Source organism: Marinomonas sp. A3A, from assembly GCF_018336955.1.
Taxonomy (GTDB): Bacteria; Pseudomonadota; Gammaproteobacteria; order Pseudomonadales; family Marinomonadaceae; genus Marinomonas; species Marinomonas lutimaris.
Map to the genome: position 1 here is coordinate 409,695 of NZ_CP025532.1, position 15,070 is coordinate 424,764.

The 15,070-nt window shown below is 44.3% G+C and carries 16 protein-coding genes; 7 read left to right on the top strand and 9 right to left on the bottom strand.

Features of this window, described 5'->3' with window-relative positions:
- Positions 1–35: 35 nt before the first annotated feature.
- Positions 36–437, top strand: a complete 402-nt coding sequence (locus CYL31_RS01790) for a MerR family transcriptional regulator (protein WP_114412064.1) — start codon at positions 36–38, stop codon at positions 435–437.
- Positions 438–456: 19 nt separating this feature from the next.
- Here the strand turns inward: CYL31_RS01790 and CYL31_RS01795 are convergent, their stop codons facing one another.
- The gene (locus tag CYL31_RS01795) at positions 457–1,275 is read right to left on the bottom strand and encodes a cobalamin B12-binding domain-containing protein (RefSeq protein ID WP_249411661.1); all 819 of its coding nucleotides are present in this window, start codon (positions 1,273–1,275) and stop codon (positions 457–459) included.
- A gap of 95 nt (positions 1,276–1,370) precedes the next feature.
- Complete coding sequence (mtgA, locus tag CYL31_RS01800; protein WP_212917297.1) at positions 1,371–2,048, bottom strand: monofunctional biosynthetic peptidoglycan transglycosylase; 678 nt, start codon at positions 2,046–2,048, stop codon at positions 1,371–1,373.
- Positions 2,049–2,250: 202 nt separating this feature from the next.
- Here mtgA and CYL31_RS01805 point away from each other — a divergent pair, with 202 nt between their 5' ends.
- Positions 2,251–2,940 (top strand): metal-dependent hydrolase, encoded by a 690-nt coding sequence (locus CYL31_RS01805; protein ID WP_212917298.1) that lies wholly within the window; start codon positions 2,251–2,253, stop codon positions 2,938–2,940.
- 45 nt (positions 2,941–2,985) lie between these two features.
- Here the strand turns inward: CYL31_RS01805 and CYL31_RS01810 are convergent, their stop codons facing one another.
- The 3 genes from CYL31_RS01810 to CYL31_RS01820 form a co-directional block, all read right to left on the bottom strand.
- On the bottom strand, positions 2,986–3,312 hold the full coding sequence (locus CYL31_RS01810) for a helix-turn-helix transcriptional regulator (protein ID WP_212917299.1): 327 nt from the start codon (positions 3,310–3,312) through the stop codon (positions 2,986–2,988).
- Positions 3,309–4,634, bottom strand: coding sequence for a type II toxin-antitoxin system HipA family toxin (locus tag CYL31_RS01815; RefSeq protein ID WP_212917300.1), 1,326 nt, complete (start codon positions 4,632–4,634; stop codon positions 3,309–3,311). The genes CYL31_RS01810 and CYL31_RS01815 overlap by 4 nt, the downstream gene beginning before the upstream one ends.
- Positions 4,635–4,854: 220 nt before the next feature.
- A complete protein-coding gene (locus CYL31_RS01820; protein WP_212917301.1) occupies positions 4,855–5,238 on the bottom strand; it encodes a SpoIIAA family protein in 384 nt (127 codons plus the stop codon).
- Between the two features lie 316 nt (positions 5,239–5,554).
- Between CYL31_RS01820 and CYL31_RS20790 the strand changes: the two genes are divergently transcribed.
- Positions 5,555–6,652 (top strand): methyl-accepting chemotaxis protein, encoded by a 1,098-nt coding sequence (locus CYL31_RS20790; protein ID WP_283248213.1) that lies wholly within the window; start codon positions 5,555–5,557, stop codon positions 6,650–6,652.
- A 51-nt stretch (positions 6,653–6,703) separates the two neighbouring features.
- On the opposite strand, the gene CYL31_RS01830 is transcribed toward CYL31_RS20790, so the two are convergent.
- Together CYL31_RS01830 and CYL31_RS01835 are read right to left on the bottom strand one after the other, a co-directional pair.
- Positions 6,704–6,853: a DUF2256 domain-containing protein gene (locus CYL31_RS01830; RefSeq protein ID WP_212917302.1), complete on the bottom strand. Its 150-nt coding sequence runs from the start codon at positions 6,851–6,853 to the stop codon at positions 6,704–6,706.
- 54 nt (positions 6,854–6,907) lie between these two features.
- Positions 6,908–7,504, bottom strand: coding sequence for a hypothetical protein (locus CYL31_RS01835; protein ID WP_212917303.1), 597 nt, complete (start codon positions 7,502–7,504; stop codon positions 6,908–6,910).
- 255 nt (positions 7,505–7,759) lie between these two features.
- On the opposite strand from CYL31_RS01835, the gene CYL31_RS01840 reads away from it, so the two are divergent.
- The 4 genes from CYL31_RS01840 (at position 7,760) to CYL31_RS01855 (ending at position 10,425) form a co-directional block, all read left to right on the top strand.
- Entirely contained in the window at positions 7,760–8,647 is an 888-nt protein-coding gene (locus CYL31_RS01840; RefSeq protein ID WP_212917304.1) for a DMT family transporter, read from the top strand.
- A gap of 124 nt (positions 8,648–8,771) precedes the next feature.
- Positions 8,772–9,488 carry an AHH domain-containing protein gene (locus CYL31_RS01845; RefSeq protein WP_212917305.1) on the top strand — a complete coding sequence of 239 codons (717 nt, stop codon included), beginning with the start codon at positions 8,772–8,774 and terminating at the stop codon, positions 9,486–9,488.
- Positions 9,485–10,063: a hypothetical protein gene (locus CYL31_RS01850; protein ID WP_212917306.1), complete on the top strand. Its 579-nt coding sequence runs from the start codon at positions 9,485–9,487 to the stop codon at positions 10,061–10,063. Before CYL31_RS01845 ends, CYL31_RS01850 begins: the two co-directional genes overlap by 4 nt.
- A gap of 176 nt (positions 10,064–10,239) precedes the next feature.
- The gene (locus CYL31_RS01855) at positions 10,240–10,425 is read left to right on the top strand and encodes a DMT family transporter (RefSeq protein ID WP_212917307.1); all 186 of its coding nucleotides are present in this window, start codon (positions 10,240–10,242) and stop codon (positions 10,423–10,425) included.
- 195 nt (positions 10,426–10,620) lie between these two features.
- On the opposite strand, the gene CYL31_RS01860 is transcribed toward CYL31_RS01855, so the two are convergent.
- Together CYL31_RS01860 and polA are read right to left on the bottom strand one after the other, a co-directional pair.
- A complete protein-coding gene (locus CYL31_RS01860) occupies positions 10,621–12,117 on the bottom strand; it encodes a hypothetical protein (RefSeq protein ID WP_212917308.1) in 1,497 nt (498 codons plus the stop codon).
- Between the two features lie 204 nt (positions 12,118–12,321).
- Positions 12,322–15,057, bottom strand: coding sequence for a DNA polymerase I (polA, locus tag CYL31_RS01865; protein WP_212918814.1), 2,736 nt, complete (start codon positions 15,055–15,057; stop codon positions 12,322–12,324).
- Positions 15,058–15,070 lie beyond the last annotated feature (13 nt).

A 15,070-nucleotide genomic window follows, 5' to 3' on the forward strand; every position in this document is an offset into this window, starting at 1 on the left:
CTAATGTGAGAGTCAACGTAAAATTTGAGTATTCTATGCAAAACAGAAAACCAACAGGAACGATCACTATTGGCAATTTAGCTAAGCGATCAGGTGTCAGTGTGAGATCTATTCGACACTATGAAGAAGAGGGCGTATTAACATGCTATCGTGGAGATAATGGCTATCGTTTTTTTTCGATAGAAGCGATTACTCAGGTAAGGCAAATTCAGCGTTTGATTTCTTTTGGTTTCAATCTCAAAGATATACGTACTTTCCCCGAATGCATGAGGCTAGTAGAAGGCGCTGAATTTTGTGAAGAAACACTCAGCGCTCAACAGTCACTGCTACAATCTATCGATCATCAAATAGAGACATTAGAAGAGCGTAAATATCAGCTACTGAAAACGATGTCAGAGAACATTTCCCAAGCATCATCGGTTATAGATGAAAGGTAATAGGTGTATAGATTAGGATTTACAGTGTTGTCGAACGGAAAGCATAATAGTCAACAAGTAGCTCGGTATTAATAAAACCACCACCCAATACCACTGGCAGGTCTGGATTAATGTCTTTGCAAGTTTGCGCAATACGTAACGCACCTAGCATATTGCCGGGGAAAGGCACGGTTAAAGCGACAACGCTGGGTTGAGTTTCTTCCAGATATTGCTCTACCAATTGCTCGAGAATTTCTGAACTGAAGCTCGGCTCGCCCATCAGCGTATTGTAGAGATCATCAAAACTTGGGTTAGCTGCCGCCAGACGTTCGCCATAACGGCTGACCTCAAAATACGGGTCAACGCCTTGCGTGATGACCGCAGACAAATCGTTGATAAACAGGGTCGCGAGATACTTGGCTTTGTCTTGCACGCCAAGCTGACCAAAAGCCGTTTTCAGAATATCACCTGATACGGCTTCCATTTGGGCAATGGCATCGAATGCTGGGCCTTCGGGTAGGAAACGGCGAGAAGTGATACGCAGGGCAAGGCTGGAATCTTTGCCCTGCAAAAAGCGAATAACCGGTTCGACACAAAGGCGATAGCGGTCAAATTCTGCTAAGAAACAAAACACCGCATCGGGTAGTTCATCGTCTTCAAATGACTCGAAGTTGTCTTCCACATGCTGACGGATAATATCCAGAGCGGGGGCCGTCATCATCTCAAGAAACAGCTCAATGGCAGGGTCTCGCTGCACCGCCTCATAGCCCCGAGAGCGCAAAAAGCCCGTCAAATATGCCGTCGCTGGATACGGCGTATTTAATTGCGTCATGGGTGGAGTCATCAGAAGAACGGTCATAGCCTGCCTTTAAAGTAAAACCTAATCGGAATAGGCGGATTCTAGCACTTAAAGAAGAGTAGAACCCTTAAAAAATAGTGTGCTACTGGTGCTTTCTATTCCAGAATCGGCTTTAAATGGTCTGGGCCAAGCTGCTGCATTTGGCGTTCAATCCAGTCGACTCGTTGGCGAAGGTAAGGGGTTAAATGATTAGGGTCTCGTTTGCGTGGACTTGGTAATAACACAGCCAATCGTGCGGCTTGCTCTAAAGTCAGTTTGCTAGCGGATCGACCAAAGTAATGCTGGCTTGCGGCTTCTACACCGTAAATACCTTTGCCGAATTCTGCGATATTTAAATACACTTCGAGAATACGTTTTTTACCCCAAAGCGTTTCAAGACTCATCGCTAAGCCCGCTTCTAGACCTTTACGAACAAAGCTACGGCCCGACCAGAGAAAGAGATTCTTTGCAGTTTGCTGCGTAATCGTACTAGCACCACGAAGACCGTCGCCATCATCGTATTGGCTTAGCGCCTTGCTGATGGCAGATAAATCGACACCGAAGTGCTCAGGAAAGCGCTGATCTTCGGAACCAACCACTGCCAACGGCATGTAAGAAGGCAGCTTATCAATGCTGATCCAATCTTGAGTCACTGGATAAGGGCTTTGCAACATAAACGCCGTTGTTGGTGGCGGCACAAACCGAAACAACAATATGACGAGAACGAGAAATAGCAAAAAACGCCATACAACAAACCAAATCCTGCCGAATATACCTTGTTTACGTTTTGCCATTTATTGTCTCTTAATCAATTAAATCAGGCACTCTCGCCCACAGTGGGCTAAGTATAAACAAAAACGGCTGGAAGTTTATGATTCCTTTACATTTGACAGCCTTTAATCCTGTTACTCAATTCCTGTAGTATGCGCCAAATAACCTTTAATTATATATAAAACAACATCTTACTTTAGATTATCGCAATAAGGGCAACATCAAATGGCCGACTTTAAAACTCACGTTACTGTGGCTGCCATACTGAGCGCACCATTGGCAGCAAGCACTTTTATTATGGGGGTTGCCAACATGAATGAAGCCATTCTTTACGCCTTGGCTGGAACGCTGGGTGGTTTGCTGCCTGATATTGACGCTGATGACTCCGCCGCGATTCGATTGGTGTTTCGACTGTTTGGCGCATTGGTCGCAGGTCTCGCCATTGCATTTGGGATGGACAAACTACTTCATTGGCAAATACTCGTCTTAGCGATAGTCAGCTACCTAGTCGTGCGCTTTCCAGTACAACAAATATTTGAAAAATTCACCGTACATCGAGGCACGCTGCACAGTCTGCTTGCTAACCTCATGTTTACCGCTCTTTCAGTGCCTATCGCTTACCACTTATTCGCACTTGAAGCGAAAACCGCTTGGGGCATTGGTGGCTTCATATTCCTAGGCGCGACAATCCATCTTACATTAGACGAGTTATACAGTATTGAACTCTCAGGAATGCGTATCAAGCGCTCGTTTGGTACTGCGCTGAAGCTCACCGACTGGGGCGAGCCGCTGACGTCGCTTCTGTTAGTATTCGGTTGTGCTGTGGGCTATTGGATAAGCCCAAGTGCAGAGGCTTGGCTAACCGCCTTTACTTGGTGGCCGGAGTCAGCACGTTTAGCTGAGTGGATAAAGTAGGGTTTTGATTAGCTTGATTAATTATGAAACTAGAGCTCCATAATATTATTTCACCTTTAAGTCGCCATCAAGCTGAGCGCCAGCCATTATATGCTTCGCGACATGAGGATGAATTGGCGTTAGTCCAGATTTCATTCCCAGAGGCTTGAATACCTTGTCGATAATACTCTGTACTTGGCTGCCTTTGTCTTGTTCGATATCCGTCAAGGTACGACGGCTCACTCCAACTAACTCTGCATAGCGAGTTTGGGAAAAGCCCAGTACCTCCTTGCGAAGGCGTTTTAACATTTGTCCTTGGGTGAGTTTCCCCAACATGTGCTGTTGTAGAAGCTCCACTAATAAAGCTTGGCGTTCGGAAGCTGTCATGTTCATAAAAGATCCCAACGTGCTAGTTTCGTTTCTAACCATTTAACTTGAATAACCTCTAAAATATGTTCAGGCACCCCTCTCGCTTCCAGACGTTGTTGTAAACCAATAAGCTTGCTTGCGGTTTGTTTTAGTGCTGAGAATGAAGTGTCACACGGGCATAAATCATTAAGCTCTTCTGTAATGGCTTGCCAGCGATACTCTCCGCCTTCTTCAAATGGTGATCCCCATTTTGTGGTTCTAGTGATACCTTCAGGATCTACTTTCATTGGTGCAAAGTCATAAATGGGTGATAACCAAATATCGCTAGGCTTTTTCAGTAGGGCAGTATTACGACCATGATTATCAGAATTGCCGAAAGCGATATTGAGCAAGTCGCGGCTTAGCCATTCGCAAACAAATGCTTCTGTATCAAACTCTGTTGACTGCTTTTGTAATAAGTTACAAACAGAACGGATGACCTCAAAATGATTAAGGTAGCTCCCAGCAGGTTTGTTTAATACAGAAAAAATAGATTCCAAACCATAGCGTTCCCAGTTGAATTCATTCCAATGAGTATCAAACCTTGGAAGCCAAAGAGAAGGGTATCGGCTCCCTTCTAGTAGCTTCATGTTCCCTGTGCTGATCGTATTAAATTCCATATCTGTTAATTCATGGTAGAAATGGTACTCCGCTCGTAGAATATCGCAGTCATCTCGTGTCTTGCGACCACGTGGGAACTTCACCAGATAATGAGCATCAGCAATATCATGTTGCTCTTGAAACGTATCAATCCAAATTTCTTCTTGTGCTGAGCAACGCACTAACAGTTTGGGGGCTTCGCCCCCTGCGCCCGTTGCACCCCCACTAATGGCTCCCATCTCTTGAGCATATTCTAAAAAGCTAGAGTCGCGTTCGACCACATCATTTAAAGTGAATTTTCGAAGATGAAGAGTGGAATCAGCTGGTAAGGTGGGGAGAGACTCTTTTATTCTCAAATTGCCAATTGGCGCAATAGTACCTTTCTCCAATAAGGCAGTGTCTTGTTCACCAGAAGAAAGGGCTTGAAGTCCCCATAAGTCGATTAAATATCGACGGGCTGCACCAGCAGGAACAATATCTTCTAAAAAGCCAAACCAATGATCGGCTTCATGCTCAATCATAATTTGCACGGGTAGCATTAAGCTGCAAGCACGCTCATCATTAAGATCTAACCACTCGACGGAATATTCAAACTCATAACCAAGGCGACTCGGGCTAGCTATCCCTTTTTCAGGGGTGAGTAGTTGTAGTATAGCGATATCGCGCCATTGTTGTTGAGTCAGAGCTTGGATAGTAAGTGTTTTCATCGAATGCCTGTATGCGCATAATTTTGCTCATTATAGTCATTAAAAGTATTTTATGAGAAGCTAATTGCTCAAAAATACCTTTAAAAGGTTATTTTTGAGCATAAATCTGCTCATTTAATATTGTTTAAAATGGATTAGTGGAGCCGCTTACATCTCTGATATTAGTAATCTACTGCTGTACTTATAAAGGGTTTGTTAAGTCCAACCGTCCAAGACGGACTTAAGAAGCCATAACCCAGTCGGTGGCTTCTTTCTTACGCTTGAACACCTTAATGTCTGCAGAGATAAACCAGCTAATCACACGAATGAGTCTATTCTGCCAACGGCTTTTCCCGTAGATGGCAATGCGATTGAATTCACCGCCCAGTCGCTGACTTAGCAAAAATTCCGACCAAGCGCTTCTCATGCTCCAGCCTTCAAACTCACTAATATCGACCAGCAAAGCGGCATAGGGCGAATGAATAGAATAAATCGCAGCTTCTAACTGAGGTGTGATGTTTTCGAAATCCATGTCACTTGGGTGACCTGATGTCTTCATATTAAGTAACAGTTTGTCGTTATAACGCTTTGCTTTTAGCGAAACACCATTTGTGTAAGTAGACATAATTAGCTCCTGAGAAGCGCTTGTTGATAGTGTTACTGTAAAACAAAATTACCCGTAGGAAAGTTGATTAACTCAGCATAGAGAGTCAGTAAACACTGTGAAATTTGCGTTTTTTACTAGAAGTGTCAGTAAAGACAATAGAAAAAGGGAGAGTCGGTAAAGCTAAATACTTAGTGTGGAAAGGTCTGTATGTCTCAAGTAGCTATCTCAAAATTGAAATTGGTTATCGAATAAACAATTATTGATTTAATCTGTTTTGTGGTCTGATTAAATTCATTAAAAGCATTGTTCACAAAAATAAAAATAGGAACTCATCATGGATGCTAGACAGAAAGTGCAATTTATTGGGTTGCTGATTGCCGAAACACTGATTGCCATCGCTTTTACGGTACAGCTCACGCTGACAGATTTTATGACAACGGGTATTAGTTTAATTCTGATCTGGTCACTCACAGCATTAGCAATATTTTTCGCTTTTTGTTATCTAAAGATGTACCGCTATCAACACCAGATGCATCAGTCTATTGTCGCTGGGGTGGCTAAGTACTTAAAAGATGATAATCAATTAGCTTTACCGACGAAGGTCGATGATTTATCACTTTGGATCGATAATGTCCTTCATCAATTAACACTTCCTAAACATGAAAATCTGCCGCTAACTGAACCGCACGCAGCATCATTGCAGAGTAAAATTGACGCGCTGAGTCAGATTGCCAATAAGCAGGAAAAAGATCTGTCGGAAATTCTAGAACATCGCCAACATAGTGCTCCACTCATCCAAGGTGTAGCTGCCAATACCAACATCATCGCTCAAAAGGTAGGGACCTTGGTGGACGATGGCAATCAAGGTCTGCAAAATTTGCAATTGGCTGAAGGTGTTCTACAAGAGCTCACTCACCAAGTTACCTCTACTTCGGAAGTGATTAATCGGCTTTCTAATAATTCGGCGCAAATCTCCTCCGTGTTGGATGTGATTCGAAGTATTGCGGACCAAACAAATCTGTTGGCGCTTAATGCCGCCATTGAAGCGGCTCGTGCAGGTGAGCAAGGCCGAGGCTTCGCTGTCGTCGCCGATGAGGTTCGCAATCTTGCTAGCAAAACCCAACAATCCACTCAAGATATTCAAGCCATGATTGAAAGCCTTCAAAAGGGCGTGACAGAAGCGGTTAACAACATAGATGGCAGTGTTCAGTCGGTACAAAACACCTTTGAGCTAACCAATAAAGCGGGCGAATCTCTGGCTGAAATCTGTAGCGAAGTGAATGAAATTAACCAACTCGTTAACGAAAACTCCGTCAAACAAATCAATATCGGTAAATTGGCGGTGGAAGTAAATGAGCGACTAAAGCGCCTTAATGAACGAACACTAGAAACAAAAGCGCTTTCAATGCAGCTTCAGGAAACCATCTCTTAGAAAGTTAGCTCTTTAAGTGAATTCAGCAAACCTAATATAGAAAGAGGTGGATTACTCCGCTTCTTTTTTTGCTTGGCGTTTGCAGCGTTCAGAGCAGTATTTTACCTGCGGCCAATCCCTTTCCCATTTTTTACGCCAGGCAAATGGACGCTGGCAGACGGGACAAATTTTTTCGGGTAAATGTGTTTTTTTATGAGTCATGCCTTAGTTACGCAAAGAGTAGTAGGTTGGGATCAGTCAAAATGACCAATCCGACTAAACCACTTGCTGAGAAAGAACACTGCGACGGAATTGCATGATAACCAATATAATTAAAAAACCTACCGCCAAGCAGAGTGGAAACAGCACTGTCGTCACAGAGTAGGCTTCTAGTGCAACCACAGAACACGCATTACGTAAGATCATAATAATGAAGAAAATACGACTGTCTTCAAAAGGGCGGTGATAGACTTTTCGAAAGGTGGGACCAAAACCTATCATATCGATCGTGGTCAGAATCAACACAGCCCACAAGGGATCATTGGTTACGTACCAAAGTGGCAAAGATGCCAAAGCCAGTGCTAAAAAGCCCCAATCCAGCTTTGTAATAGTGGCATCCCCGCGCTTTATATACGCTAAGAAAGCAATGAAAATTGTAATAAAGCCTGATAGCCCGATGGGCCATGCGCCCATGCCGCCTTCGGCTTCTAGCTGAGCAAAGAATACAATGGTGGTGGTAATGCCCCAAATTACCCATGAAAACACATGAGGCTTCACCTTGCCTCGTAGGATCAGCGCAATATATGGGATAAAACCTGAAAGCGCCAACGCAATTGCGATGCCACTAAAGATAAGCTTGATATTGAAATCCATCTACCGCCTTGCTCCATCTCATGCTTTAAAACTCGATTCTACCGACTTCACGATGAATTAGACGGACAAAACACGTCAAATTTGCACCAAAATAGGTCGTTTAAAGTGAATTATGGGTTATCTATTAAGCGATAGCCAAAATGGTTTCTAGCGCCCAATTTTTAAACACATCTAAATTGTCCAATTGTTCTTTGAGATGTTTTACAATCCAGAGACCATCCAAGAATCAGCACACCATAAAAGGGCAATGGCCAAATGAATCCATCTAACAGGGAAGTGGGCTCCAACTTAGTGGGAAAAGGCGTATTGTTATGCCTAGCCGCGATGTTGGTATTCGCATCACAAGATGCCGTGACGAAAATCCTCGTGCAGGATATGTCGGTGGCGCAAGTGGTATTAGTGCGCTACTGGGTATTTGCCCTGTTTGCCATCGTTTGGGTGTCACGCACCAGCACCATTCGTCATGCACTACGTTCGGTTCGTCCTAAGTTACAAGTATTGCGCTCCATATTATCCATCGCAGAGATTGCGATTTTTAATCTGGCACTGCGTCATCTTGGCTTGGCAGAATCCCATTCGCTGATGGCGGCATTCCCATTGATGGCGATTGCCTTGGCGGCCCCCATCCTAGGGGAGCGGGTAAGTATGAAATCGTGGTTAGCGGTTTGTGTCGGCTTTGCCGGAACGCTTATTATCCTTCGGCCTGGGTTGGACGTTTTCAAACCTGAGTCATTGATACCATTAACCGCCGCCCTGTGTTTTGCCTGCTACCACGTCGTGACTCGTCAGGTGAGTTCAGCGGGTGATGGTTTTCATACCAACATACTCTATATGGCGTTGATCGGCTTCGTGTGTGCAACCCTCTTTGGTGTGACGGCATGGCGAGCACCAAGCATGCAGGAATGGGTTTTATTGGCCGTGATCTCGATTATGAGTGTCGCCGCGCAGCTATTGCTAGTGAAAGCACTAGAGTATGCACCAGCCTCAGTATTACAACCGTTCAACTACAGCTTACTGGTGTTTGCCACCATTATTGGCTTCTTAGTATTTAGCGAACTACCAGACAGATGGACCATTCTAGGAGCGGGCATCGTCATTGCCAGTGGACTGTACGTCATCTACTTACAGCGTACCCGCGAATAGTTTTTGCCCCGTCCCAGAGCTCTATATGCGTAAATCCCGAGGTGTGGTGTCGATCACTATTCATGCCTTAAAAGAAGTTATAAAGTAGAGTAAGAAAAATACGTATTAACAGGGAGGGTTGTTTATGACCTACAGCGCAATTCCAATGCCAACACGTCCAAGTGAGCCGACAGTTCTAGAAATGTCACTTTATAATTACCAAAAAAAAGCACGAGAATTTTATATTACTAAAAATAATACCGCGCCAGTCAATGAAACATCTAAAGAAAAACAGGAGCGAATAGAGCGTCAGAATAGGGATTGGGAACATTTAAAATTACAAAGAAAGTCCCTAGCAATACAAGCTTGGCTTGAAAGCCAACTGGAAGAGTATAGACAGAAAAACTCTGTTGCTAAACGTAATGAATTACGCAATGAAAAGCATCACCCTACAAAGGTACTGATCCAGAATCTTGAAGCGATAGGAGAACCAAAGCCAACGCCTTACCATCATGCCCATCACATTATCCCAGGAAAAGGTCAGTACCTTAGGCAAGCCGTTTATGAGGCAAGAATGAACTTACATACATTTTGTTTTGGAATTAATGATCCTGTGAATGGTGTTTGGCTTAGAAATTATTTTAAAAATCAAGAGCATGATTGGGCGACCCCTGATGCACCATCGCATGCTAGTATCCATAGGCATAACTATGAACAGTGGATTGGAACTCAACTCGGAAATAGAGATGTAGACGCCACACAGTTTTTAGCTAAGTTGAAAATGGTAAAAGTTCAATTAAAGACAGGCGCTCATCCAAGTCAAATCCTAGAAGGAAAAGATACTCAGTGGAGTGGGAAATGAAGGTTTACAAAATCACCTCAGGAGAGCTACAACAAGGCTTTTTAGACTTCGACAGTCATCAATTAGCACAACAGCTCGGAGGGGAAGAGGTAGAAGATTTTTTGTTCGATCAGCCTTTAACCAATGAGCCTATCTTACCTATTTGGAAAGACGGGGTTGCCTGTTCAACCTTACCTTACTTTAAACAGCAAGGTGTTCCTTTTCCTGATGTGAGCCGTTGGGGTGGGCATACCCTGATAATTAGTGAGAAGGCTAAGTCTGTGCTGAGAGATATTTTTGTAGAGACGGGTGAGCTTTTGCCTATTACTGTCAATGATGTATCTATGTTTCTTTATAACTGCCTAACCTACGCTAAGGAAGATAAAGAACTTACCATCAATGAATATTCAGATGGTATTCGCGTTGGCTTAAAAACATTGGCTTTTGAACCTGACGATATTGCCAAAAAGCCTATTTTTAAGTCCAAGCGTGCAGGAACAACACGTTTGTTTGTGAATCAAAATTTCGTATCTATTTTTGAAAAAAATAATTTAACAGGCATTGGTTTTGATAGTGACTTACTAGCCCCTCTCTAGGAAATTCTCTAGAAATTGGGGGCTGTTGAAAATTAACCTTCAATTGTTCGGGTTGTTCTCTATATGGCATTGGTCGGTTGCGCGTGTGCAAGCGTCTTTGGTGTGCACCAAGCATGCAGGAATGGGTTTTATTGGCTGTGATCTCGATTATGAGTGTCGCCGCGTAGCTATTGCTAGTGAAAGCGCTAGAGTATGCTCCAGCCTCGGTATTACAACCGTTCAACTACAGCCTATTGGTATTTGCCACCATTATCGGCTTCTTAGTATTTAGCGAACTACCAGACAGGTGGACCATTGTAGGGGCGGGTATAGTCATTGCCAGTGGACTGTACGTGATCTACTTACAGCGTACTCGCGAATAGTTTTTTAGATTCACTCGAATTCTTACAGTCCAACATGGCATTGGGGAATGACAAGTTCAAAGAAGAGACTGAAAAACTAACGGTCAGGCGAGTTCCGCCTATGAAACGATGTAGAAAGCCAAGTTAGGGAGATTAATTTTTATTTGCCCCCAGTTGTTCATTGGTAATTTCATCAGGCGCCAATTATGTTTACACTTATTTGTTATTCATCGGGTGCTTAGCAAAATGTTCTTCAAACGTTTTTTTCAAGGCGGAATTGGATGTTGCTTGGATTTTTGATTTGATTAAATGCATATCTTTGAAGCCAATTTCATACCTACTTGCTTGCTTTTCTGCTTCCTCTAACCTTGTCCTCGCTTCATCAGAAAATGTTCCTGTACTCCAAAATTCAAATCGCATCTTCCGAGTCTTCCAGTCAGAGTGGTTTAATGCAGCCTGCCTGAACACTGGAATTTGCTGAGTTAACCAATAATCAACAGTTTCAATATCAACCAATCTGTTGATGTTATAGCCTTTGCCTTCAATGAATAGAACTTGGCTTTGACTTATACAGATTACATCTGCTTCTTTACTGCCACTCAGGCCTTGGCACACACGATTTAGTTCAATATGCGTGAATTCAGCTCTCATGGTTTCTGCAATCACGTATTCAAAAAGGTTACCTCTAAGTCTGTTCGCAGCGCCCTCAATTTTTCCGAGGCTTTTGAATATTTCATCAATTTTCTCCGGAGTAATTGCTTTCTCTATTACGTTAGAGAGTATTTCTGTCAGGTTTCTTAGCCCCTTTGCTGTTTCTGTATCGAATATAGCCTTAGTTGTTGCAGGTGATACTCCTATTGATTTTAGTTTCTTTAGTGCGTTAAGGCTAAAGCTGTCAGCCACAAAGAAAACCAACTGTTTCCCAACGTTATTTAGGCTCCTTAAAGCATTTAACTTTTGAATGAAAGGCAGGATGTCTACTTCCGATACTTCCTCAGTGAGTAAAATCTCACAAACTACAAAACCATTTTTAGGTTTATCTGTATTACTTACAAAACTGACTACTGGGCTTAGATAAGATTGTCCCATTAGGTCCCATGCAGTTGTGCTTACGGTTGGGTTGCTTTGATTAGATCGAGTTATAGCTAGATTGTATGAAACAAAACCTAGGTTCTGAAGCCATTGTTTTATTCCCTCTAGAGTAATACTTTCTACATTGTATCTTGCTCTCATGGGGGCAATTAGTTCATCGACATGATTTGTATGTAAGCCGAGGTAGATGCAAGGTCCAACACCTTCAACAGTTGTCTCTTTTACAAGGTTAGTGCTGATTAGCCTACTCAGTACTGTGCTAGCAGATAAATGTTTCTTTTGTTTAATCGGAGAGCCTGAGGCAATTTCAAAAAAGTTTTTTGGCATGATTCCGCCGCGAGCACGAAGGGCTGTAATTGCGAAGCCGTAAGCAGAGTTTGTGGATAATAATGCTTCTTGAAGATTGACCCAATATGCCCAAGTACCTGACTGTTCTTTGGTGTATAAAAACTTAACGCGCTTAGGAAGAGAAAGGTCCAGTCTAAGGACTTGTTTTGATCCCCTTGAAACTCTTTGCCTTGCTGCGTCAGAAGATATGCCTGATGACACTAAATATTCAGTCACCTCAGAGCTAAGGCAAGGGCCGTTTTTCTTAAGATATTCCAGAACACTTAAAGTCATTGTCACACTGCGCTATATATACATAATAAATTATGATTGGAGGAAAGTTTAACGCCTTGTTCTATAGCACAGTAAATACAAGGGATAGAAGATGATATTTTTCGTTTATTATTTAAAAATGTCACAGTCATCATTTTAGTCCTTGTTATATCCCTCTTTAGATCATAGCAGAACGTATATCCTTTTAATGGTAGTCCGAGGCGCTTAATGCGCCTCGTCCCAGTTGTTTCCAACTCCCGCTTCTACCAATAAAGGCACGTCGATTTTGCTGCTGTTTTGCATTATATCGACGATTTTTGCTTGGGCTTTTTCTAGGTCTTTTTCAGCTACTTCGAAGATGAGTTCATCGTGTACTTGCATGATCATTTTCACGTCTAGGTCGGTGTCTGCGAGCCAATCGTGCATCTTGATCATGGCGCGTTTGATGATGTCGGCGGCGGACCCTTGCATCGGTGCGTTGATCGCGGTGCGCTCGGCAGCTTGGCGCATCATGGCGTTTTTCGCTTTGATGTCTGGCAGGTACAAGCGGCGGCCGTAGATGGTTTCTACATAGCCTTTTTCTTTCGCGCTTTCGCGGGTGTTTTCCATGTATTGCTGTACGCCTGGGTAACGTTCGAAGTAGCGTTTGATGTATTTGCCCGCTTCTGGTCGACCAATACCAAGCTGCTTCGCTAGACCAAAGGCAGACATGCCGTAGATCAAACCGAAGTTGATGGCTTTGGCGCGGCGGCGTTGTTCTGTGGTCACTTCTTCTAAGCTCACTTCGAAGACTTCCGCTGCGGTGGCTTTATGCACGTCGGCGTCTTTTGTGAAAGCGTCTAATAAGCCCGGATCTTGGGACAAGTGCGCCATGATGCGTAATTCGACTTGAGAGTAGTCGGCCGCCACTAACTTGTAGCCTTTAGGCGCGATGAAGGCTTGGCGAATACGACGACCTTCGGCAGAACGAATTGGGATGTTCTGCAAGTTCGGATCGGTCGACGACAAACGGCCTGTCGCGGTAATGGCTTGGTGGTAAGAGGTGTGAATCCGTCCGGTTTTCTGGATCATCTCTGGCAGTTTGTCGGTGTAAGTGGATTTTAACTTAGACAGGCTGCGGTGTTCCATGATCAAACGCGGTAGTTCATAGTCTTGTGCCAGTTCTTGCAAGATCGGCTCTGCCGTGGATGGTTGGCCTTTTGGTGTTTTCTTGATAACCGGCAAGCCTTGTTTTTCGAACAAGATGACTTGCAGTTGTTTTGGCGAGCTTAGATTGAAGCTTTCGCCCGCTTCTTCGTGGGCTTTGATTTCTAGTTCTTGCAGTTTGGCGGCGATCTCGCTGCTTTGTGCATGAAGCAGTTCTGGATCAATCAAGGCGCCAGTTTGTTCCATTTTCGCCAAGACGGGAATCAATGGGCATTCGATGTCTTTGAAAATGCTGACTAATTCTGGCGTGGTTTCGATTTTCGGCCAAATTGCTTGATGCAAGCGCAAGGTGATGTCGGCGTCTTCCGCAGCGTAAAACGCCGCGACCTCTAAGTCGATTTGGTTAAAGGTTTTTTGCTTAGCGCCTTTGCCGGCAATGTCTTCAAAGCTAACGTTGGTGTGGCCGAGGAACTTGCTGGCAAGGGTGTCCATGTCGTGACGCGAACTTACGGAGTTGTACACGTAAGACTCCAACATGGTGTCGTAAGCGATGCCGCGCAAGGTGATGTCGTAGTTGTTCAGTACGTTGGCGTCGTATTTTAGGTGTTGACCGACTTTCGCTTGGCTGTCGTCTTCAAGCCAAGGTTTAAGTTGTTCTAGCACCCAAGCGCGATCTAGCTGTTCTGGCGCGCCTTCGTAATCGTGAGCGACTGGAATGTAAGCCGCTTCGCCCGCTTCAACCGAGAAGGACAAACCAACTAGTTCAGCTGCCATGTAGTTAAGCGAGGTGGTTTCTGTGTCGAAGGCGACAAGCTCAGCGGCTTGGATTTTTTCTAGCCATTTGTTGAAGCTTGCTTTGTCTAAGACGGTTTCGTAGTTGGCTTCGATGTTGGATTTAACCGGTGTTTCCACTTGGCCGTCATTACCAACGGTATCGCTGGCGGTTTCTACGCTTGGCGCTTTGTCTAGGTCAGACAACCAAGTTTTGAATTCTAGCTTGGTGAACCATTCACGCAGCTTTTCTTTGTCGGCTTCGCCGTTTTTCAATTCTTGTGGTTCGAAAGGCAATTCTACGTCGCATTTGATGGTCGCCAAGGTATAAGACAGCTCGGCCATCTCTTTGTTGTCTTCCATTTTTTGCTTCATGGTTTTAGAACCACGGAAGCCTAAATCTGCGATCTCGTCTAAGCGCGTGTAGATGTCTTTGATGCTGCCCAAGCCTTGTAGCAAGGCAAGAGCGGTTTTTTCGCCCACGCCCGGTACGCCCGGGATGTTATCGACCTTGTCGCCCATGAGTGCGAGGTAATCGATGATGAGTTCTGGTGGAATGCCGAATTTGTCTTTCACGCCTTGGATGTCCATGACGGTGTTGTTCATGGTGTTCACAAGGGTGACTTTTTCGGTAACCAGCTGTGCCATATCTTTATCGCCAGTGGAAACCACTACGTCGCGACCCGCTTCGCCCACTTGTTTGGCAATGGTGCCGATGACGTCGTCGGCTTCTACACCATCGATGATAACAAGCGGCAAGCCCATGGCTTCCACCATGCGATGAATCGGTTCGATTTGTGGGCGTAGGTCGTCAGGCATCGGTGGACGGTGTGCTTTGTATTCGCTGTAGATCTCGTCGCGGAAGGTTTTACCCTTGGCGTCAAAAATGATCACCATAGGGGAGTCTGGGTAGGTTTTGATTAGGCTGCGGATCATGCTGATCACACCGCGCGTGGCGTTGGTTGGGTGACCGTCGCTGGTGTGCATGGGTGGAATCGCGTGAAATGCTCGGTAAAGGTAGGACGAGCCGTCTACCAGAACCATTGGGGATGTTTGT

What these genes read in the sequence shown, in the direction of transcription:
- CYL31_RS01820 (WP_212917301.1), bottom strand. Translation starts at nt 5,238, where the DNA reads ATGTCTACTTACACAAATGGTGTTTCGCTAAAAGCAAAGCGTTATAAC.
- CYL31_RS01840 (WP_212917304.1), top strand. Translation starts at nt 7,760, where the DNA reads ATGAATCCATCTAACAGGGAAGTGGGCTCCAACTTAGTGGGAAAAGGC.
- CYL31_RS01835 (WP_212917303.1), bottom strand. Translation starts at nt 7,504, where the DNA reads ATGGATTTCAATATCAAGCTTATCTTTAGTGGCATCGCAATTGCGTTG.
- CYL31_RS01815 (WP_212917300.1), bottom strand. Translation starts at nt 4,634, where the DNA reads ATGAAAACACTTACTATCCAAGCTCTGACTCAACAACAATGGCGCGAT.
- CYL31_RS01850 (WP_212917306.1), top strand. Translation starts at nt 9,485, where the DNA reads ATGAAGGTTTACAAAATCACCTCAGGAGAGCTACAACAAGGCTTTTTA.
- CYL31_RS01790 (WP_114412064.1), top strand. Translation starts at nt 36, where the DNA reads ATGCAAAACAGAAAACCAACAGGAACGATCACTATTGGCAATTTAGCT.
- CYL31_RS20790 (WP_283248213.1), top strand. Translation starts at nt 5,555, where the DNA reads ATGGATGCTAGACAGAAAGTGCAATTTATTGGGTTGCTGATTGCCGAA.
- CYL31_RS01860 (WP_212917308.1), bottom strand. Translation starts at nt 12,117, where the DNA reads ATGACTTTAAGTGTTCTGGAATATCTTAAGAAAAACGGCCCTTGCCTT.
- CYL31_RS01805 (WP_212917298.1), top strand. Translation starts at nt 2,251, where the DNA reads ATGGCCGACTTTAAAACTCACGTTACTGTGGCTGCCATACTGAGCGCA.
- CYL31_RS01810 (WP_212917299.1), bottom strand. Translation starts at nt 3,312, where the DNA reads ATGAACATGACAGCTTCCGAACGCCAAGCTTTATTAGTGGAGCTTCTA.
- CYL31_RS01845 (WP_212917305.1), top strand. Translation starts at nt 8,772, where the DNA reads ATGACCTACAGCGCAATTCCAATGCCAACACGTCCAAGTGAGCCGACA.
- CYL31_RS01830 (WP_212917302.1), bottom strand. Translation starts at nt 6,853, where the DNA reads ATGACTCATAAAAAAACACATTTACCCGAAAAAATTTGTCCCGTCTGC.
- polA (WP_212918814.1), bottom strand. Translation starts at nt 15,057, where the DNA reads ATGGTTCTGGTAGACGGCTCGTCCTACCTTTACCGAGCATTTCACGCG.
- CYL31_RS01795 (WP_249411661.1), bottom strand. Translation starts at nt 1,275, where the DNA reads ATGACCGTTCTTCTGATGACTCCACCCATGACGCAATTAAATACGCCG.
- mtgA (WP_212917297.1), bottom strand. Translation starts at nt 2,048, where the DNA reads ATGGCAAAACGTAAACAAGGTATATTCGGCAGGATTTGGTTTGTTGTA.